Raw genomic sequence first — 26,810 nt, forward strand, 5'->3', positions numbered from 1 at the left:
TTAGTTACCCCATGAATCTAAAATGTTGGTTTCGATGAATAGTGAGTCTTCTTTTGCTTGCTTTAGTATCTCTTCGTCAAACTCTGACGTTTCAGGATTTAAAATGTCGTCAAGCAAAGATAGGTTTTCTAATACCACGACATAGTACGGTGTATTAATAACTTCAGATGTTTCTATTGATGCTAGGTAATCTCTTTGCATTGCAAATAAGTCAGGTAGATGCCTTTCGGTTAACATTACATTCTCGCAACCAAGGCACTTATTATACTGAGAGCAGGGCTTTCCCTTGACATACAGAGACGATTTTTTAATAAAATCAGGTGGATCGAATATGTTTTTGCAGCCGCCAAGCGGGGTTTTCATGATCACTTGCTCTTCATCATATTTACGATGTGCTTTGCGATTTCCAGTTTGTGGCTGAGCTGCGTTATTATAAATATTCTCTATTGCTTTTCTGGCTTTATCTCGTATGACTCGGTCAAAATCTAGTTGATCTAGGTATTTCATTGTCGTGTAAAGAGAAGAGTGTCCAAGAAGGTACTGAATTTCTCGGATTGATACACCCTTATCGATCAGTTCACTTATAAGTGTCGGTCTGAATCTTGTCGTAGTTAATACTAGCGGCTCACCATCATCACCCTTGAGTTCGTATTTTTCGACCAATGTTGAGTAAAGTTTACTCATTGAATTTTCATTTAACGGGATGGACTTATTTTCATAAGTGATAAAAAGACGTTGTGTCAACTCTAAATCCGAATATTTTCTTGCCTCTGAAGTTAACTTAATAACTTCAGAAAATACATCTGCAACAAAGTAATTTTGGCTTGTAGTTAACCACTGGAGGTCAGCATGAAACAAATCTAGATGTAACATTTTTTCGCCTGTTGAACGTTCTTTCCAGTACGTTAAACAAGGCTTATTAGTGAGAGGGTGATGCTCTTGGTAATCATCGATATCTAAATCTAAAATAGGATTCAAGTTCATACCCAGAACTTGCGCCATTTTTAAAACATATATACCTACTTCTGTATAAGTTACTCTTCTCGTTAACACTCCCCATTCATCGTATAAATTGTGAAGCGAGAGCATTCGGTTACTTGCAAATGCCACAAGCTTTTTCTGGCCTTCAGTGCGTTCTTTTGCCGCCCAACCACCTGCGTATGTGGGGATACAATCACAATCATCTTCAAAAATAATCCGAGCCTGTACTTTAGGATTATCAAGATTGGCATTTTCTCTATCCAACTTCTGATATGGTTCTAGTTTACTTCGAACATAAGCTAACTCTTTTTCTAGCATTTCATGTATTTGCTTACGCTCACTGGATGAATACGGCTTGTACGCCTTCGATGCCCTTACAACCTCGAATCCATCAGCAGGATAGTAGCTTAAGTCTAAATGTCTTATCGTTTTTAACTTCTCTAATGTCAGCCGAAGCACTGACATTAGAGTATTCGCAGTTGCAGTCGATAGGTCTGCATCCCCGATTTTATTGCCCAAGTATTCCTTGAACTCACGCAGCGACCACGAATCAAAACATTCTTTAATACTGCTATTACCTGAAACCTCTTTATTTGCTAAAAAATCAATATAATGCCTGTAACCGTGAAGATAATTAGAAATACCCGATTTCGAATTTACGTTTAACGATGCTGCTGAAAAAGCTTGTTGTACATGTATATAGCCATTAGTTTCAGAAGCAAAGTCTTCAATGCTAGTCAGTTTTTCATCTCTTAATTTATGAAATTGAGAAATGATGCTTTCATCTTTATCTAATGCCGCCTCGCTGCGCTTATCTTCACGTTCTTTTATTGTTTTATAAGCAATGCCTTTAAGCTTAATGATCTCACTTGAAAATTGCCTATACGCCTTCCCGATTAATGGCAACATAGTTCTTAAACGTTCAGGTCTAATTACATGTGAAAACGCTCTTTTATCGATCAGAGTTCCGAAAGTTGGAAGATTTTGTTTGTCTTCATCTTCTAAGCTTTTTGCCCATTTCAAAAATTTTCTACGGAGATCTAGGTCGCTTCCTAAAGAATGACTACTTCCTTTAACTTCTCTGTAGGGGAGAGATACTTCATGCTTGAGCAAAAGTTGATTAAGCTTTTTTCGAAGCTCAAGTAACTCTGTGTTTTCAAGTATTTGTGACTGACATGAAAGCTTGTTTGCTAGATATGTAGTAGAAGCAAAGCCAACCAGATCTAAATAGTCATCTTTTTCGTTTGCACTTTTAAATTTACTTCCATGTCTAGATGTAAGCTCCACATCCCATAATTGGTTAGGATTTAACTCACACATAGATATAAAGTTACACATCAATTCCGATATAACTTCAATGTCATCATTGTATAAAACGCTCAATGCTTGTTTATTAGGCTTCAATTTGATCGTCCTTTTTTGGCTTTAGTTCTGTCCTTTAGCTTTTTCATTAATTCGTGTCTTTTCAGCTCTACACCTGTTTTACGATCCACAAACTTCTCCCAAACTCCAACTGGTATTTTTGTATATACTTGTGTTGTTTCTAACGAGCCGTGACCTAAGCACTGTTGCAAAAGCAATAGTCTATCTAACTGTGATTTACCAAAATCGTCCGAGTTAAGCAGCATAGCTCCGAACCCATGTCGGATCTTATGCGGCGATATAATAGTTTTTATTAATCCAAGCTTTAATGCTCTATCGGAAAGTTTTTTTATTAATTTACTCACTGCTGACGCAGTGTAAGGGTTGCCATCTGCATTTAAAAAGGCTGGTAGCGAACTACCTACCCATTTACGCTTATGTCTTTTATATTCAATGCTCGAATGATATCTTTGCACTCTATTGATTGTTACCTTCGAAACGACTGTTTCACGATATTTAGCTTCTCGACCTCGACCTTTGTTACCTTTTATTTCCATAGCATGATATTCGCTAGGAATTTTTATCGTTCCATCATCTTCAATGATGCTTTTCCTAGAGCTTCTCGATAACTGTGCGATGCTTCCTTGCTCTACATCTTCAACTTCTTGCCTACGCACCCCAGTATCGTACATAAACTGAATCAGACACTTTTCTCTTTCATAGTTCGCAACTAGGATCAGAGCTTCAATGTCCGAAAAGAGCGCAGGCTTAATAAGCGTATTTTTAGCATGAACAGCGAGCTTGCCATTCTCATAAGGGTTTTCGCTTCGTATTAATTTATAGCCCGAAGGAGGATTGCATAAAAATTCATTGAAAAATTTGCCATAAGTAGCATCTCGATTCGCTATAGTTTTACCGCTTATTGCCTGTTTAATCTTTCCATTCTTGTCTTTATCACTTTTGCAATAACTAAAGTAACGTTGAATTTCATTAACATGTACCGTGAGCAGACAGTTATCTCGGCTTGAATCGATATGGTTCTCATCGTGCGTTGTAAGATATTCAACTAAATAACGCAGGTTGTTTGCGTAGGTCTGAACAGACTTATCGCTATGGTTTTGTCTGTAGTGGGTGAGAAAGTCCGAGATAAGCGGAAGGAGTTCCATTTTATCATTAAAAACAGCTACACCTTCAGCAAGCATTAATAAATTTGGATATTCAGAAAAATCTTCATGTACGATAGAGTTTGATATATCAAGCTTCTTGCCAGCAGATATGACTACAGATTTGTCCATACGAACCCTCGAAATGTGCATTAAATCAACATAGATAATGTAAATAAAACGAACTATGCATTATTAATATAGCACAATAAATACAAGAGGGAAGGAGAGAGAGGTTAATTTAAACTACTAACTATGCATTTTATTATAGGGGTTATAAAAGCGGAACATCACACGAGCGTTGAGTACTATTTAAGTACAATGTATCCCCTAATAGTGAAAAATGGTGTGAGTACATGCATGGACGCAAGCAACCCATATCAAACTCACCAGGATTGTAGAAGTTTAAAATTTCACCACGGTCATCAATACCTGCGCTTAAATCATCAATGATCTTTTTCAGTTGATCGACAAACTCACCATTTGGTTTTGCCCACGAACGACCTTGTACACCGTATACACGGCCCATGTCATCATCACCTTTACGATGAGGGTTATTCAGCCATGCATCATTTAAGTTCGCATTCGCATCCCATGTTTTAGTGCCAATCTTACGGAAGTCTTCTGCGTTATCGTAACCACGAATATAGCCAATCATCTCTGCGACTGCCGCTTTCCAAAAACTCTTACGTGTCGTTACTAGCGGAAATTGGCCATTAGCAACATCGTAAGTTAAATCGGCGTTAATCACCGTTAGGCAGCGTTTTCCTGTACGTTCGTTTTCAATCCAAGTCCCTTCATCAACGATGCGTTGGCATAAATCTAAATACTGCTTCACGGGTCTGCTCTCTTAAAATTAGTTAAAAAAATGGCCTCAAACGAGAGGCCATTACTATAAATCGTCATTCACGCCATTCTAGCGTATTTTTATGAATTTATTTTGCTTTTGATTTCGATTTCTTTGACTTGGTGCCGCTGCTCTTCAAATCAGTCGCAAAAAGATTACGTTTGAATGCCCAAATCATCATCAATAGACCACCAATCACCATTGGCAATGATAAAATTTGTCCCATTGAAATCCAGTCACCAAATAGACCTAACTGAGCATCAGGTTGGCGAACGTATTCGACCAAGAAACGGAAGGTTCCATAGCCAAATAGGAATAAGCCAGAAACTGCACCTAGTGGACGAGGCTTGCGAATAAACCAATTTAGAATGAAGAATAGAACAACACCTTCCAGTGCAAATTCATATAACTGAGATGGATGACGAGGGAAAGGCCCACCCGTTGGGAATACCATAGCCCAAGGTACATCAGTAACACGGCCCCATAACTCACCATTCATAAAGTTACCAAGACGACCGGCACCTAGACCAAATGGAACTAATGGCGCTACAAAATCAGCAATGGTAAAGAAGCTACGATTATTTTTATAACCGTACCAGAGCATTGCAGTGATAACACCTAACAAGCCACCATGGAAAGACATACCGCCCGTCCAGACTTCAAATAAGTACAGAGGATTCTCTAAGAAATGGCCAAAGTTATAAAACAGGACATAACCAACACGTCCACCAATGACTACCCCTAAAAAGCCTGCAAACAGAAGATCACTCACCTGATCACGAGTCCAACCGCTGTTTGGTTTATCAGCACGTTTATTAGCAAGCCATAAGGCAAACATGAAACCGAATAAATACATTAAGCCGTACCAGCGTACTGCTAATGGCCCTATTTCAATCAAAACTGGATCGATGTGTGGGAAGTTCAAATACCCCTGACTCATGACTACTCTCTTATCCTAAGAACATTTTACTGCCAATAAATACTAGAAATACGGCAAAGATTTTTTTTAATGTCGGTGTTGGTAAATGTGACGCTAATTTAGCCCCAACTCTAGTGGTTAAAATAGAGGTAAAGCTAATACCACACAATGCGGGTAAATAAACGTAACCTAAACTCATTGGCGGTAAGTTTTCCACATTTACACCATGTATTACAAACCCTATCATGCCTGCAATAGCGATTAATGTGCCACATAATGAAGAACTGCCAATGGCCTTTCTCATTTCAACACCATGAAAACTTAAATAAGGTACCGTTAGTGACCCACCACCAATGCCCGCTAAGCTAGACACGATACCGATAACACCACCGGATGTCGCTACTTTAAGCGGTGATGGCATTATTCTTGTCGCCGTAAATTTAAGCGCTAACAGCATCTGTAGAGCTAATAAAAGCACAATAACACCAAACACTTTCGGTAAATAATGTGCTGGTATTAATTCGGTAAGGTAACTGCCAATAAAACCGCCTAGAATAACCCCTGGCGCTAAACTTTTAATAAGCCCCACTTCGACATTGCCTAAACGTAAATGGTTCCATGCCGATGAGCTTGAGGTGAATATAATGGTCGCTAGTGAGGTTCCTAATGCCATTTGCATTGCAATAGTGGCGTCAATCCCTGCTTGGGGAAGTAACCATAACAATGCAGGAACAACAAGTAATCCACCACCAATGCCTAATAAGCCAGCCATTACTCCAACAACACTGCCTAACGCAAGATAGAGTGCAAAAATAGACCAAAAATCCACTGACATTTATTTACCTGCTCGAATAAATCCTGAAAGATTCTTCTCTTCAAAAAACGCCATCATATCAGCTAAAATTTGCTCTGCATCATCATGGTGTAAAAGTTTGGTTATTAGCGTTTCTATTTCTGATAACCCTACCTGTCTAATAATATACTTAACTTTTGCTACATTAGAGGTATTCATACTTAAACTGTTGTAACCCAGGCCCATCAACAATAAACATCCAATGGAATCACCCGCCAATTCTCCACAGACACTCACGGGTAATCGACACTGATTTGCCGTATCAATAATCTGTTTTAATGCTAACAATACCGCAGGATGATAAGACTCATACACATGAGAAACTCGTGAGTTATTTCTATCTACTGCTAATAAATACTGAGTTAAGTCATTAGTACCAACAGAAATAAAATCAACAAGTCCTGCAACTCTGGGTAATAAATACAGCATTGAGGGTACTTCAACCATCATACCTATGCGCGGTTTTGAGAAGCTTTCATCAGACTCACTAAGCACCTCTTCATAAGCCTGATTAATCAACACTCGTGCTTGTTTTAATTCTGGTATCCCTGAAATCATCGGCAACATAATCGATAAATTTTCATTGCCAATATTCGCTCTGACCATGGCTTTTAGCTGCAGTAAAAAAATATCAGGATGATCTAAAGTGAATCGAATGCCACGCCAGCCTAAAAATGGGTTATCTTCTTCTATTGGTAAATAAGGTAATGGCTTATCCCCACCAATATCCAACGTTCTCATGATGACTGGTTTTTGAGGATAGGTTTCTAAAATTGCCTTATATTGCAAATATTGCTCTTCTTCAGAAGGAAATCTCTGCTGCAATAAAAAGGGTATTTCGGTGCGATACAGCCCTACACCATCAACCCCTTGGTTAACAGCAATGCTTGAGTCTGCGCTTAATCCAGCATTAAGATGGATCTTCATCAAATGCCCATCTAGCGTTAATGTTGGTTTATCTAGATCTTGTGTTATTAACTCAGAGAGTGCGATCTCTTCGTTTTGTAATTCGATGTATTCTTGAGTTAGCGCTTCTGTCGGCTTGATATAAAGCAAGCCACTGTAACCATCAACAATGGCTAATGATTTATGGTAATGAGCTGGGTTAAACTCTACGCCCATAATCGCCGGAATGCCTAAAGCTCGAGATAAAATAGCAGCGTGAGAGTTAGCTGCCCCCTCGAGAGAGATAACCCCTCTTAACTTATCTTTTGGGATACTCGCAAGCATTGAAGCTGTTAATTGGTTTGTCACCAAAATAACAGGGTGAGACAGTTCAATATCTAGGTTATCTTCATAGTTTAAAAAGTAGAGTAAACGCTGTCCTAGCTCTCTAACGTCATTTGCTCTCTCACTTAAATAAGAGTCACTCATTCTCTCAAAACGGCCAGCATAAGACTCAATAACTTGGCGCAATGCCCACTCAGCAGAGTCCCCTTTATCGATCTGTTTTTTCAGATCAGCTTTCAGCATTGGATCATTTAATAAGTGAGTAAAGAGATCAAAGATTGCTAACGTTTCGTTGTTTAGCTCTTGCTCAAAACGCTTTTTCGAACGTCTAAAATCCTTTAGTGCTAACTCAACCGCCGTACCTAAACGATCTTTTTCCAGCTCAATATCAAGACAAGAACTTGGTAAAATTGCTTCTATTTTAGGTTGGGCATCATCAAACCATAAAGGGGCAATACCTACGCCATTAGATGCAGAGATCCCTTTAAATTGTTTCTGTTGTATTACTGAAGTTTGTAGATGAGCAGACCAACTTTCGTGTGCTTTCGCGTGCGCTAATACCACTGCAAGTTGAGCAGAAAGCGTAACAAGAAAGGATTCTTCCACTTCTGTAAATTGGCGTTTCTCTTTCTGTTGAACAACTAAAACGCCTAAATTTTGCCGACGATAGATGATCGGCGTCGCCAAAAAAGAGTTAAATTTATATTCAGCAATACTTGGAATGTATTTATACGAGGGGTGTACTGAGGCATTAGCGAGGTTTAATGGCTCGCAGCTACGGGCAACCAGGCCTACAAGCCCTTCATCAATACCAAGTGAAACGGTATTCGGCTTGGCTTTTAACCCTTCGGTAGCCATCAATTCTAAACGCAGATTATCATTACTCATTAAATAGACTGAGCAACACTCTGTTCGCATTGAGTGACGGGTATTCTTCACTAATAACGCTAAAGCATCATCGAGCGATTCTGCTTTAGCGACGTGATCAACTATGTCCCTGAGTTGAGTAAGCATAAGAGGCAATCCTTAAGGTTATAAGGTATCGACCGCTTAACCTTTTTTACCTTTCCTTTTAAATTTTCGTTCCTTAAACGGCATAGCAATTACCGCGAACTCTTTGAGGGCTCGACGATATACATCACGCTTAAATGAAACCACTTGTCTAACTGGGTACCAATAACTTACCCATCGCCAACCATCAAATTCTGGCGTGCGATCTCTTTGCATATTCACCTTGGATTCGTCACATTCCAAGCGTAGCAAAAACCACTTCTGTTTTTGCCCAATACAGACAGGTTTTGAATCCCATCTAACTAAACGCTTCGGTAATTTATATCGTAACCAATGGCGGCTACTTGCTAAAATACGTACATCATTTTTTGTCAGACCAACTTCTTCATACAATTCTCGGTACATTGCTTGCTCTGGTGTCTCACCATCATCAATGCCACCTTGTGGAAATTGCCAAGAATGTTGTCCGTATCGTTTCGCCCAGAATACTTGACCATGGCTATTGCATATCACTATCCCGACGTTCGGGCGGAAACCATCGCCATCTATCACTGGATGACCTCATCTTAAACTTATATTGCCTATGATTTTTTCACAGATCGTCTCTTTGAGCAAACAGGATCACGCTTTCTTATCACGTTTTACTAAAATAACCTCTTTTATTGAATAACTTTTAATCACAAGAGAACTTATCAACATAACAATGAGAGCTGCCCCACATTTATTCACCTTTTCTGTGTATAACTTTGTGAAGAAGATAAAAACAAATCAAATTGAGCAATAAAAATCAATTTATCAATAGAGTAAAGATAATAATGGGAAATCAATAAATATCATAATAAACATAAAGTTAAACAAAAGATCTTTAATTGGATCTTTTTTATTTAACTCTGATTGAATAATATGAACACAGATCGGTTAAAGATCGAGCAACTTGATGGTTACCCACAATTACAAGCTCTATAATGTGCTCGCCCTTAAAAAGTCAATAACTTATTAAGAAACAAAGTACTGTACATAGATCCATAAAAACAAATATAGAGCAAAAAATAATCTTCAATGTGGATAACTTGAGAAGATCCAATCAAGAGTGCTAAATAGAAAAGATTATATGGTAATCTTAACGTTCTATCGCCATTAAAGAGCCACTATGAAGCAACCACCACCAAACAGTATTAATGAACTATTAACCAGAGCTGAAAACATTGCAGGCTATACGCTCTCTGAACTTGCTGAACAAGCAGAGATAGCTGTCCCTGAAAATTTAAAGCGAGATAAAGGCTGGGTTGGCCAGTTATTAGAATGGCATTTAGGCGCTTCTGCAGGCAGTAAACCATTGCCTGATTTCATTGATCTTGGTATTGAACTCAAAACAATTCCGATCAGTTATAGCGGAAAACCTCTTGAAACCACTTTTGTCTCTGTTGCACCTCTAACTGGGGTACATAGTTTAAAGTGGGAGGAATCTCATGTTCGCCATAAATTAGCTCATGTTCTGTGGATCCCTGTTGAAGGGGAGCGAGAAATCCCTGTCGGTGACCGACATGTTGGTTATCCTGTACTGTGGAAACCTTCCATAGCAGAAGAGCACCAATTAAAGCAAGATTGGGAAGAGTTAATGGACTTAATTGTCTTAGGAAAAGTGGAATCTATCACGGCAAAGCATGGCGAAGTTTTACAGCTTAGACCTAAAGCGGCAAACAGCCGAGCCCTTACTGAAGCTTACGGGGAGAATGGAAACCCAATTAAAACGCTACCAAGAGGGTTTTATTTAAAAACTCATTTTACTCATGCGATCTTAAAATCATTCTTTAATTAAAAAAGGCCTTATCTCTGATTAAGATAAGACCCTTTTGCTAACTTTGCTTTTGTTAACTTTGCTTTTATTAGCTGTAGCTTCTTGGCTCAGAAATCAAGTTATGTTTATTCAATAAACGATACATGGTGGCACGCGACACTCCTAGCTCTTTTGCAGCAGAGGACACCTGACCATCATGAGACTCTAATACCATCAAGAGTGCATCACGCTCTGAATTTTCACGAATAACACGTAAGCTTCGTTTTGTATCACTGCGCTGTGGAAGATCTAAATGCTCAAGATCTATCGTCATGCTATCTGCAAGTAATACTGCACGTTTAACCTGGTTAACTAATTCACGAACATTACCCGGCCATTGGTAATGCAGCATAGTTTGCATTGCATCTTCTGAGAAAGTACGTGCTTGCGTATTGTATTCTCTGGCATAGCGTTGAAGAAAATGATCCGCTAAGATCGAAATATCTGAACTTCTCTCTTTTAAAGAAGGGACATGAATACGAAGTACATTCAGACGATAATATAACTCTTCTTTAAAGTTACCTTCTTCTATCGCTTTTTCAAGATCAATATGGCTTGCAACAATCACTCTCACATCAAGATCAATAAAACCCTGAGTTGTTTCTATATTACCTTCTTGTAAAAAGCGTAATAAATGTTGCTGTTGAGTCGCTGGTAAATCATTAATATCATTTAAGAACAAAGTGCCACCGCTCGCTTGGAACAGTTTAGACTCTTGGTAATCGGATAAATCCAGTCCAAACAACTCTTGTTCTATTTTTGAATCAGATAATGAACCACAGTTTAATGAAATAAATGGCCCTTTATTACGACCAGAAGAATCATGTACTGCTTTTGCTACCGCATCCTTACCAACGCCACTTTCACCAGAGATAAGAATAGAAACATCTGTTGGTGCTACTCGACGAATTTGATCTCGTAGACGCTTAACTGCCGGCGCTTCACCTAAAATGCCTAAATCCGATTTTTGACCCATATTTGGCCAAACTTTACGTTCTAATTTTAGCATACCTAATTGGTGACCAATCGTACTTAGCAACTGAGCATCAGGAATTGGAGCGGTAAAGAAATCAATACAGAAATTCACAATAAATTGGCAAATAGTATCTGAGCTTAGTTGTGATTCACGAATAAATGCCATCCAACGCACTTGTTTATTATTATTTACTAACGTTGCAATACCATTAAGGCTAAAATCATCTTGGCTTAGATCAACAATACCAATACATGGCCCAATTTCATCAAACAATGCTTGCGCTGCACGAAGGTCATAACAACGATGACAACGCCAGCCAACTTGTTCTAATACTGCTAACCAAGGTTCGTAACTTCCACCAACAACCACTAACGAACCTGGAACAGAATCCATACGAAACTGAGTACCCATAGCCTTACCTCTAAATTCTTTATTTAACCAACTAAACTTTCTTCTAAAGGCAACTATACAGGTTTTAAGACTCATCACAGTCTCATAAATGAGATGCTCGTCATCTTTTTAACAAAAATACACAAAACTACAGATAAAAAATAAATGATACTTAACATACCAGAAAGAAATATGCCTCATCTATGAGATGAGTTTAATTTTATAATATAAAGGAAGGTGTTTTTATTACTTTTATAGCCATTCCTCTACTTTAAAAAGAAATGTAAAAGTTAGGTCAATTGATGAGGAAGTGTGCTTGTATTCTAATATTTTCCTTTTTATAAAAAAAAAGAGCAGCTTTAAAAGCTACTCTTTAATTTATCACTTTATTCTAAATTATGCTTGAGGGCGCATAGAAGGGAATAAAATAACATCACGAATTGTGTGAGTGTTAGTGAATAGCATCACTAAACGGTCAATACCGATACCTTGACCCGCTGTTGGCGGTAAACCGTGCTCAAGCGCTGTAATATAATCAGCATCATAGAACATTGCTTCATCATCACCAGACTCTTTTGCGTTAACTTGCGCTTTAAAACGCTCGTCTTGGTCTTGAGCATCATTAAGCTCAGAGAAACCATTTGCTACTTCACGGCCACCAATAAAGAACTCAAAACGGTCTGTAATGAAATCATTGTTGTCGTTACGACGTGCTAATGGTGAGATATCCGCTGGGTATTCAGTGATGAACGTAGGTTGCATTAACTTAGGCTCAGCTGTTTCACCAAAGATTTCTTCAAGAAGCTGACCACATGTCCAGAAGCTTTCAACGTCAACATGCACTGATTTCGCGATAGAAACCATTAAGTCACGATCTTGAACGCCTTCGTACGTTAGCGCTTGAATCTCAGCATGCTCTGGGTTGTATAGTTTAATCGCGTCTAGCATGCTCATACGTGCGTATTTGCCACCAAAATCAACGGTATACTCACCGTAAGGCATTTTATCACTGCCTAGAACAGAGATAGCTACTTGAGATAGCATTGCTTCTGTTAGATCCATTAGATCGTTGTAATCAGCATACGCCATGTAGAATTCCATCATTGTGAATTCTGGGTTATGACGTGGAGATAAGCCTTCGTTACGGAAGTTACGGTTAATTTCGAACACACGCTCAAAACCACCAACAACTAGACGTTTTAGGTAAAGCTCAGGAGCGATACGTAGGTACATATCAACATCAAGTGCATTATGGTGTGTTACGAATGGACGTGCAGAAGCGCCACCAGGGATAACGTGCATCATTGGCGTTTCAACTTCCATGAAGCCTTTATCAACCATGAAGTTACGAATTGCAGAAACCACTTTAGAGCGGATAACAAATGCAGTACGTGAATCATCATTTACGATAAGGTCAACATAACGCTGACGGTAACGCATTTCTTGGTCAGTTAAACCGTGGAATTTTTCAGGTAATGGACGCAGTGCTTTAGTTAGCAATACGTACTCTTCCATGTTCACGTAAAGATCGCCTTTACCTGATTTATGTAGAGCACCTTTAACACCGATGATGTCACCGATATCTAGACCTTGGTATTTGTCTTTAAGCTCTTTTTGCACATCTTTCGATGCATAAGCTTGGATCTTACCAGACACTTCTTGGATCAATAAGAAAGGACCACGCTTAGCCATGATACGGCCTGCGATAGCAACGATATGGTTTAGTTCTTCTAGCTCTTCTTTGGTCTTTTCACCAAACTCAGCTTGAAGGTCACTCGCAAGACTATCACGACGGAAGTCATTCGGGTGGCCATTCGCCTTACATGCTTGACGGATATGGTCTAATTTACCACGACGTTCTGCAATCAGTTTGTTTTCATCTAGTTGTACTTGGTCAGTCATAATGAACCCTTTCTTATAATCCAGATTTTAAGCTGGCTTCGATAAATTTATCTAAATCACCGTCTAATACGGCTTGCGTATTACGATTTTCAATGCCGGTACGCAAATCTTTAATGCGCGAATCATCTAATACGTATGAGCGAATCTGACTGCCCCACCCAATGTCGGATTTAGAATCTTCGTTTACTTGTTTCTCTGCGTTTTGTTTCTGAAGCTCAAGTTCAAACAGTTTTGCTTTCAACTGCTTCATTGCTTGTGCTTTGTTTTTATGCTGAGAACGATCATTTTGACATTGCACTACTGTATTTGTCGGAACGTGAGTAATACGTACCGCAGATTCAGTGGTGTTTACGTGTTGACCACCCGCGCCAGAAGCTCGGTATACATCAATACGTAAATCAGCAGGGTTAATATCTACTTCAATGTTGTCATCTATCTCAGGATAGATAAACGCTGAGGCAAATGAGGTATGTCGACGACCACTTGAATCAAATGGTGATTTACGAACTAAACGGTGTACGCCAGTTTCTGTGCGTAACCAACCATAAGCGTATTCACCAGAAATGCGTACTGTTGCGCCTTTTAGGCCTGCTACATCACCATCAGAAACTTCGATTATTTCCGTTTTAAATCCTTTGGCTTCCGCCCAACGCAAGTACATACGTAACATCATTGATGTCCAATCTTGCGCTTCTGTGCCGCCAGAACCTGACTGTAAATCAATATAACAATCAGATGCATCATGTGCACCAGAGAACATACGACGAAATTCTAACGCCGCTAGTTTTTCTTCTAAGTCAGCAAGCTCTGGTTCAATTTCATCAAACGTCTCTTGATCTTGTTCTTCTACTGCTAACTCAAGTAAGCCTTCAACGTCTTCGCCGCCTTGGTCTAATTGGTCAATAGTTTCTACAATCGCTTCTAAAGAAGCACGTTCTTTACCTAATGCTTGTGCGCGCTCAGGTTCATTCCATACTTCTGGTTGTTCTAGCTCTGCATTGACTTCTTCTAGACGCTCTTTCTTAGCATCATAGTCAAAGGTACCCCCTCAGGATATTTGTGCGATCAGACACATCCTGGAGACGGTTTTTAATAGGATTAATTTCGAACATGGTGTTTTATCATCGCCGAATAAAAAATAACCGAGAGATTTTAACCAAAAGTGTGATAGAAATCGAGGTATTTCACCCTCTGAAAGCAAGAACAATAAGGATTGAGAAAATGGTGTAAATTTAATCACACCAATTTTCTTTTTATTTAACCTCTAGCCGGAATACGCGCCTTTCTATTTTCATACAAAGCAAAAATGCAACATATCATTAGGTATCACTTAACGTGATGTTTAGTGTTAGTTAACCTTTTTGCTTTCTTTTTTCTTTATAGTGCAATGAAATTACATTGGTTCTATGTATTCAACCATTAATTGTAATGTTTGATTGCCTCGAAATTCATTAATATCTAAACGATAAGCCAGTTTTACTTTTTGAACAGAGGCATCAGGCCAGCGACGAACATCGATATTAAATGCAATAGCATCAACCATTTTATTGGTTGGAAAATCTTTATGCAGTGGTTCCAACATCAACTTAAGGTGTTTTTCACCCACCAAGCGTTGATTTAATACTTTAAACTCACCATCAAAAATAGGCTCAGGGAAAGCTTGTCCCCATGGACCGCCCGCTCGAATGATCTCTGCAGTACCTAAAGTAAATTCTTCCGGTGTTAGCTCGCCATCTGACAGTACGACTCCAGTTAACGTCTCTTCTTCTACTGATTCACGCACCACATCATCAAAGGCTTGACTGAACTTCTTATAATCCACTTCTTTAATGGTTAATCCTGCTGCCATCGCATGACCACCAAATTTTAAGATCAACCCCGGATTTCGAGTATCTATTAAATCCAGCGCATCACGCATATGAAAGCCAGAGATAGAACGGCACGACCCTTTAATAAAGCCATCGCCGCCATCAGCAAAGGCGATCACTGGACGGTGATATTTTTCTTTAATGCGAGAAGCGAGAATTCCAATAACACCTTGATGCCAATCGCGTTGAAATAAAACCAAACCAAACGGCAGTTCACTTTGTGCGCCAAATTCTAATCGCTCACAAATGGCCATGGCTTCGTCTTTCATCCCTTGCTCAATCTCTTTGCGAGTTTGATTTAAGGCATCCAACTCTGAAGCCATACGACGAGCTGCATGAATGTTATTCGACATCAGCAATTCAACGCCAAATGACATATCATCCAAACGCCCTGCTGCATTAATTCTTGGCCCAAGCGCAAAACCAAAATCAGAAGCCACAATTCGAGAAGGAACTTTATTTGCTACTTCGATTAACGCTTGTATGCCCGGACGGCACTTACCCGCACGAATACGCTGTATGCCTTGATGCACTAAAATACGGTTATTTTCATCCAACGCGACCAAGTCAGCAACAGTACCAAGTGCAACTAAGTCCAATAAATCAGCAAGGTTAGGAATGGGAATATTTTGAGTTTCAAACCAGTTGTTTTCACGCAAACGAGCTCGAATCGCTAACATCAAATAAAACGCGACGCCAACACCGGCTAAAGATTTAGACGGAAAAGCACACTCTTCTAGGTTTGGATTAACAATTGAATCGGCAATAGGCAAAGAAGCCCCCGGTAAATGGTGATCAGTCACCACTACTTGCATGCCATATTCTTTGGCTTTTAATACCCCATCAATGGATGAAACACCATTATCCACCGTCATAATGATTTCTGCGCCCATCGCTTTGGCTTGATCCACCACATCAGGGCTTAATCCATAGCCATCTTCAAAACGATTCGGTACTAGGTAGTCAACATTACTGCTGCCCATCATTCGAAACGCCATTACAGATAATGCTGAGCTTGTCGCGCCATCAGCATCGAAATCACCCACGACAATAATACGAGTTTGTTTTGCGATCGCCTCAACTAGAATATCAACGGCTTTAGTTATGCCATGCATTGATTGAAATGAGAGCAAGGATTTAGCACCACGCTCTAACTGATCATTTGATGTAATACCACGAGCTGCATAAATCCGTTGTAAGATTGAAGGAATTGAACTCGGAAGTGCTGGAATTTCTGGAATAAGACGACGTTTCACTTCAATCATGATTTGGCCCAAGGTTAGGTTTATAAAGATAAAAAAATCCCCGCAGCATACTTAAGTTAAATAAGTATTGCGGGGATTTAAATTCAATTACGTAAGAATTATTTTTCTAAGTCTTTCAAAAGCTCTTGTGCTGGCTTGTAACCAGGTACAAGATCACCATTAGGCAGTACAATTGCAGGTGTACCATTTACACCCATTTTACGACCTAATAAATACTGTTCTTTGATGATGCTCTTACACTGAGCTGTTGCTGGTTTTTCACCATTAATTGCACGGTGTGATTTTGCGTCTTCCATCGCTTGTTGTTTGTCATCAGCACACCAAATTTGTGCCATTTTATCTGCAACAGAGCCTTGGTAACCTTGACGAGGGTAAGCCAAGTAACGAACAGTAATACCTGCATCGTTATAGTCTTTCATCTCTTTATGAAGTTTTGTACAGTAACCACAAGTGATATCTGTAAATACAGTGATAACGTGTTTTTCATCCTTAGCAGGGAACACAATCATGTTCTCACTTTGGCTATCAACCAATTTTGCAAAACGAGCCGCTAATAAATCTTTCATATTGCCATTTTCATCAAACTCAAAAATACGACCTTGAATGAAATGCTTACCATCATCTGATACATAAAAAATACCAAATGGTGTTTCTACTTGTTTAAAACCATCAACTTCAGAGTCGTGAATGGCTTCTACAGGTAAACCCAATGCAGTTAAACGTTGAGTAATCGCTTGCTCTGAATCAGATTGAGAGACTTCGACAGAAGGCGCTACCACTTTCTCTTTTGCTTGCTCATCAGAACATGCTGTAAAAGAAATTACACTCAATAGAGCAATACACATCGCGCTAGTACGGCGAATAAATGACATAAAAGTACCTATAAAAAAAGTAAAAATAGAAGGTTTAAATTGTAGAGTAGTAAACCAACAAGAAGTTCCCTTTATCACTATGAACGAGGGTGATGCTCTTGATGGATCTGTTTTAAACGTTCCGTTGCTACGTGAGTATATATTTGTGTTGTCGAAAGATCACTATGTCCTAGTAACATTTGTACGACACGTAGGTCTGCACCATAGTTTAATAGGTGTGTCGCAAACGCATGGCGCAAGACGTGTGGCGATAATTTATCCGTATCAATACCAGCAATCACAGCATAATGCTTAATACGATGCCAAAAAGTTTGTCTTGTCATCTGTCTTGCTCTTTTGCTTGGAAAAACCACATCTGAACTTTTTTCACCAAGTAAAGCTGGGCGTCCTTGGTCTAAAAACGTTTGAATCCAATCTACCGCATTTTCTCCCATCGGCACTAAACGTTCTTTGTCACCCTTACCAGTAACACGAACCACACCTTGACGAAGGCTCAAATTTTCCATGGTTAAACTGACTAATTCCGTCACACGTAAACCGGTTGCATAAAGCAGTTCTAACATCGCACGATCACGAAGTTCTAGTGGGTCATCGACATTAGGCGCTTCTAATAAATCGTTTACTTGATCCTCACTCAAATCTTTAGGTAATCGTTGCGGTAGTTTAGGGCTCATTAATAGTGCCGTTGGGTCATCACCACGAATTTTCTCTCGATGTAAATATTGGAAAAAACGACGCAAAGCAGACAGCATTCGCGCTCGTGATGTTTGTTTATATTCTTTATCTACCAAGTACGCTTGATATTCATTTAATCCCATTGCTGAAATAGAGGCACACTTATAATGATTATCTTCTAGCCATTGCAGTAATTTCACCAAATCATTTCGATACGAAGCCAACGTATTCTCAGATAAACCACGCTCCATCCACATGGTATCTAAAAAACGCTCAATTAAAGCCATATCATTGTTCATTGCCATCACCATTTACTGAAAACCAAAAAATACTGGTTAGAATTACAGTATTAAACAATTATCACGGCTTTCATTGCAAGTTTAATTTTAAGAATCATTTGCGGTACACTAGGCTTTCGTCCTCATTAATATGGTAGTTAAAATGAAAATTGGTCTGTTTTACGGCTCTTCCACTTGTTACACCGAAATGGCTTCTGAAAAAATCAGAGCAATCATGGGTGAAGAACTGGTTGATATCTACAATATTAAGGAGACACCAGTAGCCACAATGAACGATTACGATCTGCTGTTACTTGGCATATCAACATGGGATTTTGGTGAAATTCAAGAAGACTGGCTAGCCGTATGGGAAGAGTTAGATGGCCTTTCTCTAGAAGGTAAAACTATTGCTCTATTTGGCCTTGGTGATCAAGAAGGCTATGGCGAATGGTTCTTAGATGCGATGGGGTTGTTGCACGATGAATTAAAAGCAACAAACGCGAAGTTCATTGGCTATTGGAAGAACGAAGGCTATCAGTTTGATGCATCAAAAGCGTTGACTGAAGATGAATCTCACTTTGTTGGTTTGGCATTAGATGAAGACAGTCAATATGATAAGAGTGATGAGCGTATTGAACAATGGTGTGAGCAGGTGTTAGTGGAGTATCACGATTCACTTTAAAGCAAAATATAGAATTCAGATCGCTTCGCTTGAAGAGTTCAGAGGAGTTTGCTGAAACCATTACAGCTTACAGCAATCACCTCTGAATCCTTTAAGGGAGCTTGCGACCGATCTGAACCCTTATCTTTTAATTATGCGTTTTCAGTCACTAGCTCGTCTTCTTTCTTACCAACAAAACGAACAGCAATCATCGACACAAACGTTGGGATAACCCAAGCCATACCATGATTAAATAATGGTAGCATTGAGAACGCTGACATATCCGCTCCTGCCACTTTCGCTGCATCTAGTACCGCAAAACACGTCGCAACTAAAATTACAACACGATATGCAAGACGAGGGTTTGGCATCATCTTACGAACAAACGCTAATGCAACTAAAGCAATCGCCACTGGGTAAAGTAAGAATAAAACAGGTACAGATAAAGCAATTAACTGTGTTAGGCCCACGTTAGCAACCACTGCACAAGCAACACCAACAACAATAACCCATGTTTTGTACGTCACTTTACAGATAGAACTAAAGTAGTCTGCACATGCAGAGATAAGACCAATAGCCGTGGTTAGACATGCAATTAATACGATAACTGATAATACGATTTGGCCTGAAGAACCAAACAGTGCATGAGTGTAAGCCGTTAGAATCGCACCACCGTTGGCTGCACCAGGCGCAACTGCACTTGACGTTGCCCCTAAATAGAATAGAGAGACATAAACAAATGCTAAGCCTAATGCTGCAATACAACCCGCAGCCGTTAAATACTTAGTCGTTGCTTTATGCTCTGTAATGCCTTTCTTTTTTAATGCATCAATAATTAAAATACCAAACATTAACGCACCAAAGGTATCCATGGTGTTATAACCTTCAAAGAAACCAGTCGTTAATGGTTGCTCAATATAGTTACCCGTTGCTGCCACAATATCACCTTGTGGATTAACAAATACCGCAATTGCTAAAATGATTAAACCGATGAATAGTGCTGGTGTTAGGAACTTACCTATCGTATCGATAAGCTTACCTTGAGACCATGCAAAAAACATTGCGATTGAGAAGAAGGCAATTGAGAATAGCGTTAAAGATAACTGTCCAGCCTCTGCTGACATAAATGGTTTTGCCGCCATTTCATACGCAACCAAACCAGTTCGTGGTGCAGCAAACGCAGGCCCAATAATCACAAACATTAAGATGGCCATAATCATCGCTACTTTTGGTGGTAAATCACGAGTCAATTGTTGCCAAGAACCACCAGCAATACCGATAGCAATAATAGTTAATAGTGGTAAACCGACCGCGGTAATGAGAAATCCACCCATAGCACTGTATACGTGCTCACCCGCCATTTGGCCTGCGATTGGTGGAAAAATGATATTACCAGCGCCTAAGAAGAAGGCAAAAAGCATAAAGCCTACGGCAATGATATCGGTGAGTTTTAATGACTGTTTCATAAGAAACCCTTGTATAATGTTGTGTGTATTTAATGTTGTGTTTTATATCTTTTTTGATACTTATGTCAGAATAATGAACAAATTATCGATAATTCGCAATAGCCCAGAGAAAAACACCATAATTGAATTGCTACACGCTCAATAAGCAGTTTATTACTCTGTTAATTGCTTTTATAAAAGAGTGATCAGTTAACATTAAAAGAATCAACAAAAGATCAAAAATAGAACACCAAACTAATTAACAATATAATTACAAGATTAACAACTATTGCTATATTGGAACAGCCATGAATAAAAGCTTCACTTTCAAACAATTTCATATCGATATAGGTCAATGCGGGATGCCGGTAAGCACAGACGGTGTGTTACTCGGTGCTTGGGCTGATATTAATAAATGCCAATCCATATTAGACATTGGTTGTGGGACAGGGTTATTAAGCTTAATGTGCGCACAACGCGAAGTATCGAGCGTTATTGACGCGGTTGAATTAATGCCTATTGCAGTAGAAGTAGCAACTAAAAATATTACTCATTCACCATGGTCAGATCGTATTAAGGTATTTCATCAGAATATTTTAAGCTATTCATCAAAAACGCAATACGAAGCTATTATTTGTAACCCTCCTTACTTTACTAGCGGTGAACAATCACAAAAAGGCGAACGCTCATCTGCCCGTCATACAGACAGTTTACCTTTCAGTGATTTATTAACTCAGTGCAAAAAACTACTTTCACCTAAGGGGCGAGCCAGCTTCATTCTTCCTCTTTTTGAAGGGAAGCAATTTATCGAAATAGCCAAAACTCTCGGTTTTCGCTTAACAAAACTGACAAATGTAAAAACAACCGAAAAAAAAGATACCTCTCGATTGCTGATAGAGATATCTTCTTTTCCTTATGATTATCAAGAGAATACATTAATAATACACAGTGGAAATGGCTATAGTGATGACTTTATTAAGCTCACAAGATGCTTTTATCTGAATATGGACTAAAAGATCGGTGATCCATCTCTAATAAATCACTATAATGTCTGGCTAACATCATATTTATACTCTTTAGACCTGAACGGAGAATCTACAGTGATCAAAACGTTTGCTGATCTCGATCTATCCCCTAACCTACTGCGCGCTCTTGAGGAGATTGGTTATCAACGTCCAACTCAAGTTCAGGCTATGGCTATTCCTGAAGCATTAGAAGGAAAAGACATTCTTGCTTCTGCTCCAACAGGCACAGGTAAATCTGCGGCTTTCTTATTACCTGCATTGCAACATCTTGATGATTTCCCTCGTCGTGATCCAGGACCTGCGCGTATTCTGATCCTGACGCCAACTCGTGAACTTGCTATTCAAGTGGCCGATGAAGCTCGTGAATTATCAAAGTACACACGCCATAAAGTATTTACGATCACTGGCGGCATTAGCTACCAAGATCACGCTGATATTCTTGCTACTACTCAAGATATCGTTGTCGCTACACCAGGTCGTTTGATGGAATACATTGAAGCTGAGCGCTTTGACTGTCGAGCGATTGAAACACTGATCCTTGATGAAGCTGACCGCATGCTAGACATGGGCTTTGGCCCTGTAGTTGACCGTCTTTCAAAAGAGTGTCGCTGGCGTAAACAAACCTTCTTGTTCTCTGCAACATTAGAAGGTCGTGGTGTCGAAGGTTTCACTGCCGACCTACTGAATGAGCCAGCTGAAATTAATGCTGAGCCATCACGTCGTGAGCGTAAGAAGATCACACAGTGGTATCACCGTGCCGATAATATGCCTCATAAAATTGAGCTATTAAAAAGCATCTTAACTCAACAAGCTGAGCGCTCAATTGTCTTTGTTAAAACGCGCGAGCGTCTTGCTGAGCTTCGCGGCCACTTAGAAACCGCTAAGATTTCATGTGCATGGTTACAAGGCGATATGCCACAAGAGAGCCGTAACAACGCTATTGCTCGTTTCCGTGATGGTAAAGTGAATGTGCTTATTGCAACCGACGTTGCTGCTCGTGGTATCGATTTACCAAACGTAAGCCATGTAATTAACTTTGATATGCCTCGTACTGCTGACGTGTACCTACACCGTATCGGTCGTACTGCTCGTGCGGGTAATAAAGGTAGTGCTGTTTCGTTAATCGAAGCACATGACCAACCAATGATGGAACGTGTTGGCCGTTACGTAAAAGAAGAAGAAGTGATTAAAGAGCGCTTTATTGAGGGCTTAAAACCTCAGCATAAAAAACCTGTTTTCAAAAACAAACAGAAAAAAAATGCGAAGAAGAAAGCGGCTCTAGCGAAGAAAAACGCACCGAAGAAGAAAAAGAAAAAGTAATTTCTATACGCTTCGCTAGCTAGAACGCTACGCGCTAGAAACGATAAAAGCAGTCTGTATTACAGGCTGCTTTTTTATTTTAAAAAGAAATAGATAGGCTTCAGATCGCTTCGCTTAAAGAATTCAGACATAAAAAAACCCGCTAATCAGCGGGTTTTTTATTAACTCAATTCGAGCTGTCTATAATAAAAATTATAGTACGTCGATTGCGTTAAGGTCAGCAAATGCTTTCTCAAGACGAGTAACCATAGAAGCTTGACCAGCACGTAACCATACGCGTGGATCGTAGTACTTCTTGTTTGGCGCAGCTTCGCCAGTTGGGTTACCGATTTGACCTTGTAGGAAATCGAAGTTTTCAGCAGAGTAAGTACGGATACCATCCCATGTAGCCCACTGTGTATCAGTATCGATGTTCATTTTGATAACACCGTAACCGATAGACTCTTGGATTTCTGCTTCAGAAGAACCAGAACCACCGTGGAATACGAAGTTTAGAGCGTTAGGTGCGATACCAAACTTCTCTGCACAGTATGCTTGAGAGTCACGTAGGATAGTTGGAGTAAGTACAACGTTACCAGCTTGGTAAACACCGTGTACGTTACCGAAAGATGCAGCGATAGTGAAACGTGGGCTGATAGCCGTTAGTTTCTCGTATGCGTATGCAACATCTTCAGGAGAAGTGTAAAGCTCAGATGCGTCCATATCAGAGTTATCAACGCCGTCTTCTTCACCACCAGTACAACCTAGTTCGATTTCTAGAGTCATGTTCATCTTAGCCATACGCGCAAGGTATTGGCCAGAGATTTCGATGTTTTCTTCTAGAGACTCTTCAGAAAGGTCGATCATGTGAGAAGAGAATAGAGGCTTACCAGTTTGAGCGAAGAACTCTTCACCAGCGTCTAGTAGACCGTCGATCCATGGAAGAAGTTTCTTAGCAGCGTGGTCAGTGTGAAGAATAACTGGAACACCGTAAGATTCAGCAACAGCGTGTACGTATTTTGCACCAGCTACAGCACCAAGGATTTGTGCACCTTGACCTTCAAGTTTAACGCCTTTACCAGCGAAGAAACCAGCACCGCCGTTAGAGAACTGAACAACAACAGGAGCTTTAACTTTAGAAGCAGCTTCTAAAACGCCGTTGATTGAATCTGTGTTAACTACGTTTACAGCAGGAAGAGCAAATTTGTTTTCTTTTGCTACTTCAAATACTTTCTGTACGTCGTCGCCAGAAATAACACCAGGTTTTACAAAATCGAAGATCTTAGACATGGAAATAGTCCTATTTATTCTATCGTTTTAAAATTAAAAAACTTACGTTTAAATTTTTGCAAACGTTTGCTCACAACTCTTGCTATTGTATCAATAAACATGGTCATCAACAAACGTAAAAAGCGGGAATGATTAGATTCCCGCTTTTAAATAATTATGCTTTAGCACGCTCTTCAAGCATTGCTACTGCAGGAAGTACTTTACCTTCAACGAACTCAAGGAATGCACCGCCACCTGTAGAAATGTAAGAAACGTCAGCTTTGATACCGAACTTATCGATAGCTGCTAGCGTATCACCACCACCTGCTACAGAGAAACCTTCAGAATCAGCGATTGCTTTAGAAATACCCGCAGTACCTGCTTCAAAGTTTTTGAATTCAAATACGCCAACTGGGCCATTCCAAAGAATTGTTTTTGCGTTGCTGATGATTTCAGCAAGAGCAGCTGTTGAATCTGGACCAAGGTCGAAGATCATGTCGTCGTCTTGTACTTCAGAAACGTGCTTGATTTCAGCTTCAGCGTTTTCATCAAATGCTTTTGCACATGCAACATCAGTAGCTACTGGGATTGCACACTCTTTCATTAATTTTTGAGCAGTCTCAACTAGGTCAGCTTCGTATAAAGACTTACCTACATTGTGGCCTTCAGCAGCGATGAATGTGTTCGCGATACCACCACCAACAACAAGTTGGTCAGCGATTTTAGATAGAGACTCAAGAACAGTCAGCTTAGTAGATACTTTAGAGCCACCAACGATAGCAACTAATGGACGAGCTGGGTTGTCCATTGCTTTACCAAGTGCTTCAAGTTCAGCTGCTAGAAGAGGACCAGCACACGCTACAGGAGCGTTCATGCCAACACCGTGAGTAGATGCTTGTGCACGGTGAGCAGTACCAAATGCGTCCATTACGAAGATGTCACATAATGCTGCGTATTTTTTAGAAAGCTCTTCTTCGTTCTTCTTCTCGCCTTTGTTAAAGCGAACGTTTTCAAGAACAACTAGCTCACCAGCGTTTAATTCAAGACCATCTACGTAATCTTTCGCTAGTTTAACGTCACAATCTAGTGCGTCATTTAAGTAGTTAACTACAGGAGCTAGAGAGAACTCTTCGTTGTACTCGCCTTCCGTTGGACGACCTAGGTGAGAAGTAACCATTACTTTAGCGCCAGCTTCCAAGCAAAGCTTGATAGTTGGTAGAGATGCAAGGATACGAGCATCAGAAGTTACTTTACCATCTTTAACTGGTACGTTTAGGTCAGCACGGATAAATACGCGTTTACCTGCAAGTTCCAGGTCAGTCATCTTGATTACAGACATGTTTTGTCCTCTCAATTAAATAATAAAAAGTTTTCAAGCTCGGCATCATTGCCAAACCGATTAAATTCTTACTGCATTATTCAGTAAATAGGGATGGAGTTCACTTTTTTCAAGGTGAAAATTAATCTTTTTTCTCTTTCCATCACAAATTGTTTGATTGATGCTTTTATTTTCTCATTACTAATGCGGTATCTAACATCCGATTAGCAAATCCCCACTCGTTATCGCACCAGACTAGCATTTTAACTAAATGCCCATTACTCACCCTTGTTTGCGACCCATCGACAATGGCGCTATGGGGATCATGATTAAAGTCGATAGAAACAAGCGGTGCTTCAGTATAGTCAACAATGTTATGTAATGTACACCGAGATGCGTTAACAATGGTTTGATTTATGTCATTAACTTTCACATTTGTATTAATTGTTACACTTAAATCCATCGCGGTGACATTTACTGTCGGCACTCGCACGGAAATCGCTTCAAACTTGTTGGAAAATTTCGGAAATATTCGCTCAATACCTTTATGCAATTTAGTATCAACAGGAATAATTGATTGGCTTGCCGCTCGAGTTCGACGCAAATCAGAGTGATAAGCATCAATCACTTGCTGGTCATTCATAGAAGAATGGATAGTGGTAATGGTGCCAGAATCAATCCCAAACGCATCATCAATGGCTTTAATCACAGGAATAATACAATTGGTGGTGCAAGAGCCATTCGACACAATTCGGTGCTCTGGTAATAATGTATCGTGATTCACGCCATAGATAATTGTGTTATCTAAATCAGTACCACCAGGATGAGAAAACAGAACTTTTTTAGCGCCTGCTTCGATGTGCTTTTCACCATCCGCTTTAGATCCATAAACCCCTGTACAGTCCAAAACCAAATCAACACCTAATGATTGCCACGGCAAAAGAGAAAGATCCGCTTGATGTACGATTCTAATCTTATCTTGAGAGCCATCAGGGAAATCGATATAAAGATATTCTTGATCATGAGTGACTTTATGGGCAAAGCGTCCATGCGTAGAATCGTACTGAAGAAGATGAGCCATGCCTTCTGGCTGCGATAATTCATTAACCGCTACCACTTCAATTTGATCGCGTTTACCACTTTCATACAACGCGCGAAGTACGCTACGCCCAATTCGACCAAATCCATTTATCGCCACTCTCAACATAACGCTTTGTTTCCTCAATTCCATTTAAGGCTATTGTACCCTTTTCCATTATACCATTCTGGATAAGTAGTTGTTCAAATAATTGCATAGGAAAAATCGATTAGAGCAAGGCATAAATTACAGTAACTAGTGGATCTAATTACAAAATTTATAACGC

The 26,810-nt window shown here is 39.7% G+C and carries 20 protein-coding genes and 1 pseudogene; 4 read left to right on the top strand and 17 right to left on the bottom strand.

Features of this window, described 5'->3' with window-relative positions:
• From PVK70_RS01695 to rppH, 7 genes and pseudogenes are all read right to left on the bottom strand, one after another.
• Nucleotides 1-2,385, bottom strand: coding sequence for a site-specific integrase (locus PVK70_RS01695; protein ID WP_274441253.1), 2,385 nt, complete (start codon nt 2,383-2,385; stop codon nt 1-3).
• Entirely contained in the window at nt 2,382-3,638 is a 1,257-nt protein-coding gene (locus PVK70_RS01700) for a tyrosine-type recombinase/integrase (RefSeq protein WP_274441254.1), read from the bottom strand. The genes PVK70_RS01695 and PVK70_RS01700 overlap by 4 nt, the downstream gene beginning before the upstream one ends.
• Nucleotides 3,639-3,786: 148 nt before the next feature.
• Nucleotides 3,787-4,344, bottom strand: a pseudogene (locus PVK70_RS01705) (thymidylate synthase); the annotation flags it as partial.
• A 97-nt stretch (nt 4,345-4,441) separates the two neighbouring features.
• Complete coding sequence (gene lgt / locus PVK70_RS01710) at nt 4,442-5,293, bottom strand: prolipoprotein diacylglyceryl transferase (protein ID WP_130046881.1); 852 nt, start codon at nt 5,291-5,293, stop codon at nt 4,442-4,444.
• 10 nt (nt 5,294-5,303) lie between these two features.
• Nucleotides 5,304-6,107: a sulfite exporter TauE/SafE family protein gene (locus tag PVK70_RS01715; RefSeq protein ID WP_130044323.1), complete on the bottom strand. Its 804-nt coding sequence runs from the start codon at nt 6,105-6,107 to the stop codon at nt 5,304-5,306.
• Nucleotides 6,108-8,369 carry a phosphoenolpyruvate--protein phosphotransferase gene (ptsP, locus tag PVK70_RS01720; RefSeq protein ID WP_130046882.1) on the bottom strand — a complete coding sequence of 754 codons (2,262 nt, stop codon included), beginning with the start codon at nt 8,367-8,369 and terminating at the stop codon, nt 6,108-6,110.
• Nucleotides 8,370-8,405: 36 nt separating this feature from the next.
• The gene (rppH, locus tag PVK70_RS01725; RefSeq protein WP_122036636.1) at nt 8,406-8,918 is read right to left on the bottom strand and encodes an RNA pyrophosphohydrolase; all 513 of its coding nucleotides are present in this window, start codon (nt 8,916-8,918) and stop codon (nt 8,406-8,408) included.
• Nucleotides 8,919-9,516: 598 nt separating this feature from the next.
• Between rppH and mutH the strand changes: the two genes are divergently transcribed.
• On the top strand, nt 9,517-10,185 hold the full coding sequence (gene mutH / locus PVK70_RS01730) for a DNA mismatch repair endonuclease MutH (RefSeq protein ID WP_130046883.1): 669 nt from the start codon (nt 9,517-9,519) through the stop codon (nt 10,183-10,185).
• 67 nt (nt 10,186-10,252) lie between these two features.
• On the opposite strand, the gene PVK70_RS01735 is transcribed toward mutH, so the two are convergent.
• The 6 genes from PVK70_RS01735 to xerD all read right to left on the bottom strand — a co-directional run bounded on the left by PVK70_RS01735 (nt 10,253) and on the right by xerD (nt 18,450).
• Nucleotides 10,253-11,590: a sigma-54-dependent transcriptional regulator gene (locus PVK70_RS01735; RefSeq protein WP_130044326.1), complete on the bottom strand. Its 1,338-nt coding sequence runs from the start codon at nt 11,588-11,590 to the stop codon at nt 10,253-10,255.
• Nucleotides 11,591-11,965: 375 nt separating this feature from the next.
• Nucleotides 11,966-13,471, bottom strand: a complete 1,506-nt coding sequence (gene lysS, locus PVK70_RS01740; RefSeq protein WP_130046884.1) for a lysine--tRNA ligase — start codon at nt 13,469-13,471, stop codon at nt 11,966-11,968.
• Between the two features lie 13 nt (nt 13,472-13,484).
• Nucleotides 13,485-14,583 (bottom strand): peptide chain release factor 2 gene (gene prfB / locus PVK70_RS01745; protein WP_130044328.1). Its coding sequence is split into 2 segments (ribosomal slippage): nt 13,485-14,507 and nt 14,509-14,583, totalling 1,098 coding nucleotides; the frame shifts between segments, so codons are not numbered across the junction.
• A gap of 281 nt (nt 14,584-14,864) precedes the next feature.
• Nucleotides 14,865-16,604, bottom strand: coding sequence for a single-stranded-DNA-specific exonuclease RecJ (recJ, locus tag PVK70_RS01750; protein WP_130046885.1), 1,740 nt, complete (start codon nt 16,602-16,604; stop codon nt 14,865-14,867).
• 98 nt (nt 16,605-16,702) lie between these two features.
• Nucleotides 16,703-17,476: a bifunctional protein-disulfide isomerase/oxidoreductase DsbC gene (gene dsbC / locus PVK70_RS01755; RefSeq protein ID WP_130046886.1), complete on the bottom strand. Its 774-nt coding sequence runs from the start codon at nt 17,474-17,476 to the stop codon at nt 16,703-16,705.
• A 77-nt stretch (nt 17,477-17,553) separates the two neighbouring features.
• Nucleotides 17,554-18,450, bottom strand: a complete 897-nt coding sequence (gene xerD, locus PVK70_RS01760) for a site-specific tyrosine recombinase XerD (RefSeq protein ID WP_105055533.1) — start codon at nt 18,448-18,450, stop codon at nt 17,554-17,556.
• 142 nt (nt 18,451-18,592) lie between these two features.
• Here xerD and fldB point away from each other — a divergent pair, with 142 nt between their 5' ends.
• Entirely contained in the window at nt 18,593-19,111 is a 519-nt protein-coding gene (fldB, locus tag PVK70_RS01765; RefSeq protein WP_105054008.1) for a flavodoxin FldB, read from the top strand.
• A gap of 131 nt (nt 19,112-19,242) precedes the next feature.
• Here fldB and brnQ read toward each other — a convergent pair whose 3' ends face one another.
• A complete protein-coding gene (brnQ, locus tag PVK70_RS01770) occupies nt 19,243-20,556 on the bottom strand; it encodes a branched-chain amino acid transport system II carrier protein (protein ID WP_130046887.1) in 1,314 nt (437 codons plus the stop codon).
• 287 nt (nt 20,557-20,843) lie between these two features.
• Between brnQ and PVK70_RS01775 the strand changes: the two genes are divergently transcribed.
• Together PVK70_RS01775 and srmB are read left to right on the top strand one after the other, a co-directional pair.
• Nucleotides 20,844-21,548 carry a tRNA1(Val) (adenine(37)-N6)-methyltransferase gene (locus PVK70_RS01775; RefSeq protein ID WP_130046888.1) on the top strand — a complete coding sequence of 235 codons (705 nt, stop codon included), beginning with the start codon at nt 20,844-20,846 and terminating at the stop codon, nt 21,546-21,548.
• A gap of 87 nt (nt 21,549-21,635) precedes the next feature.
• The gene (gene srmB, locus PVK70_RS01780) at nt 21,636-22,880 is read left to right on the top strand and encodes an ATP-dependent RNA helicase SrmB (RefSeq protein WP_130044334.1); all 1,245 of its coding nucleotides are present in this window, start codon (nt 21,636-21,638) and stop codon (nt 22,878-22,880) included.
• A gap of 192 nt (nt 22,881-23,072) precedes the next feature.
• Here the strand turns inward: srmB and fbaA are convergent, their stop codons facing one another.
• From fbaA to epd, 3 genes are all read right to left on the bottom strand, one after another.
• Complete coding sequence (gene fbaA / locus PVK70_RS01785; RefSeq protein ID WP_130044335.1) at nt 23,073-24,149, bottom strand: class II fructose-bisphosphate aldolase; 1,077 nt, start codon at nt 24,147-24,149, stop codon at nt 23,073-23,075.
• 154 nt (nt 24,150-24,303) lie between these two features.
• Nucleotides 24,304-25,467 (bottom strand): phosphoglycerate kinase, encoded by a 1,164-nt coding sequence (locus tag PVK70_RS01790; RefSeq protein WP_130046889.1) that lies wholly within the window; start codon nt 25,465-25,467, stop codon nt 24,304-24,306.
• Nucleotides 25,468-25,633: 166 nt separating this feature from the next.
• Nucleotides 25,634-26,653 carry an erythrose-4-phosphate dehydrogenase gene (gene epd / locus PVK70_RS01795; protein WP_130046956.1) on the bottom strand — a complete coding sequence of 340 codons (1,020 nt, stop codon included), beginning with the start codon at nt 26,651-26,653 and terminating at the stop codon, nt 25,634-25,636.
• Nucleotides 26,654-26,810: the final 157 nt, after the last annotated feature.

The organism is Aliivibrio sp. A6 (genome assembly GCF_028765505.1).
Classification (GTDB): domain Bacteria; phylum Pseudomonadota; class Gammaproteobacteria; order Enterobacterales; family Vibrionaceae; genus Aliivibrio; species Aliivibrio finisterrensis_A.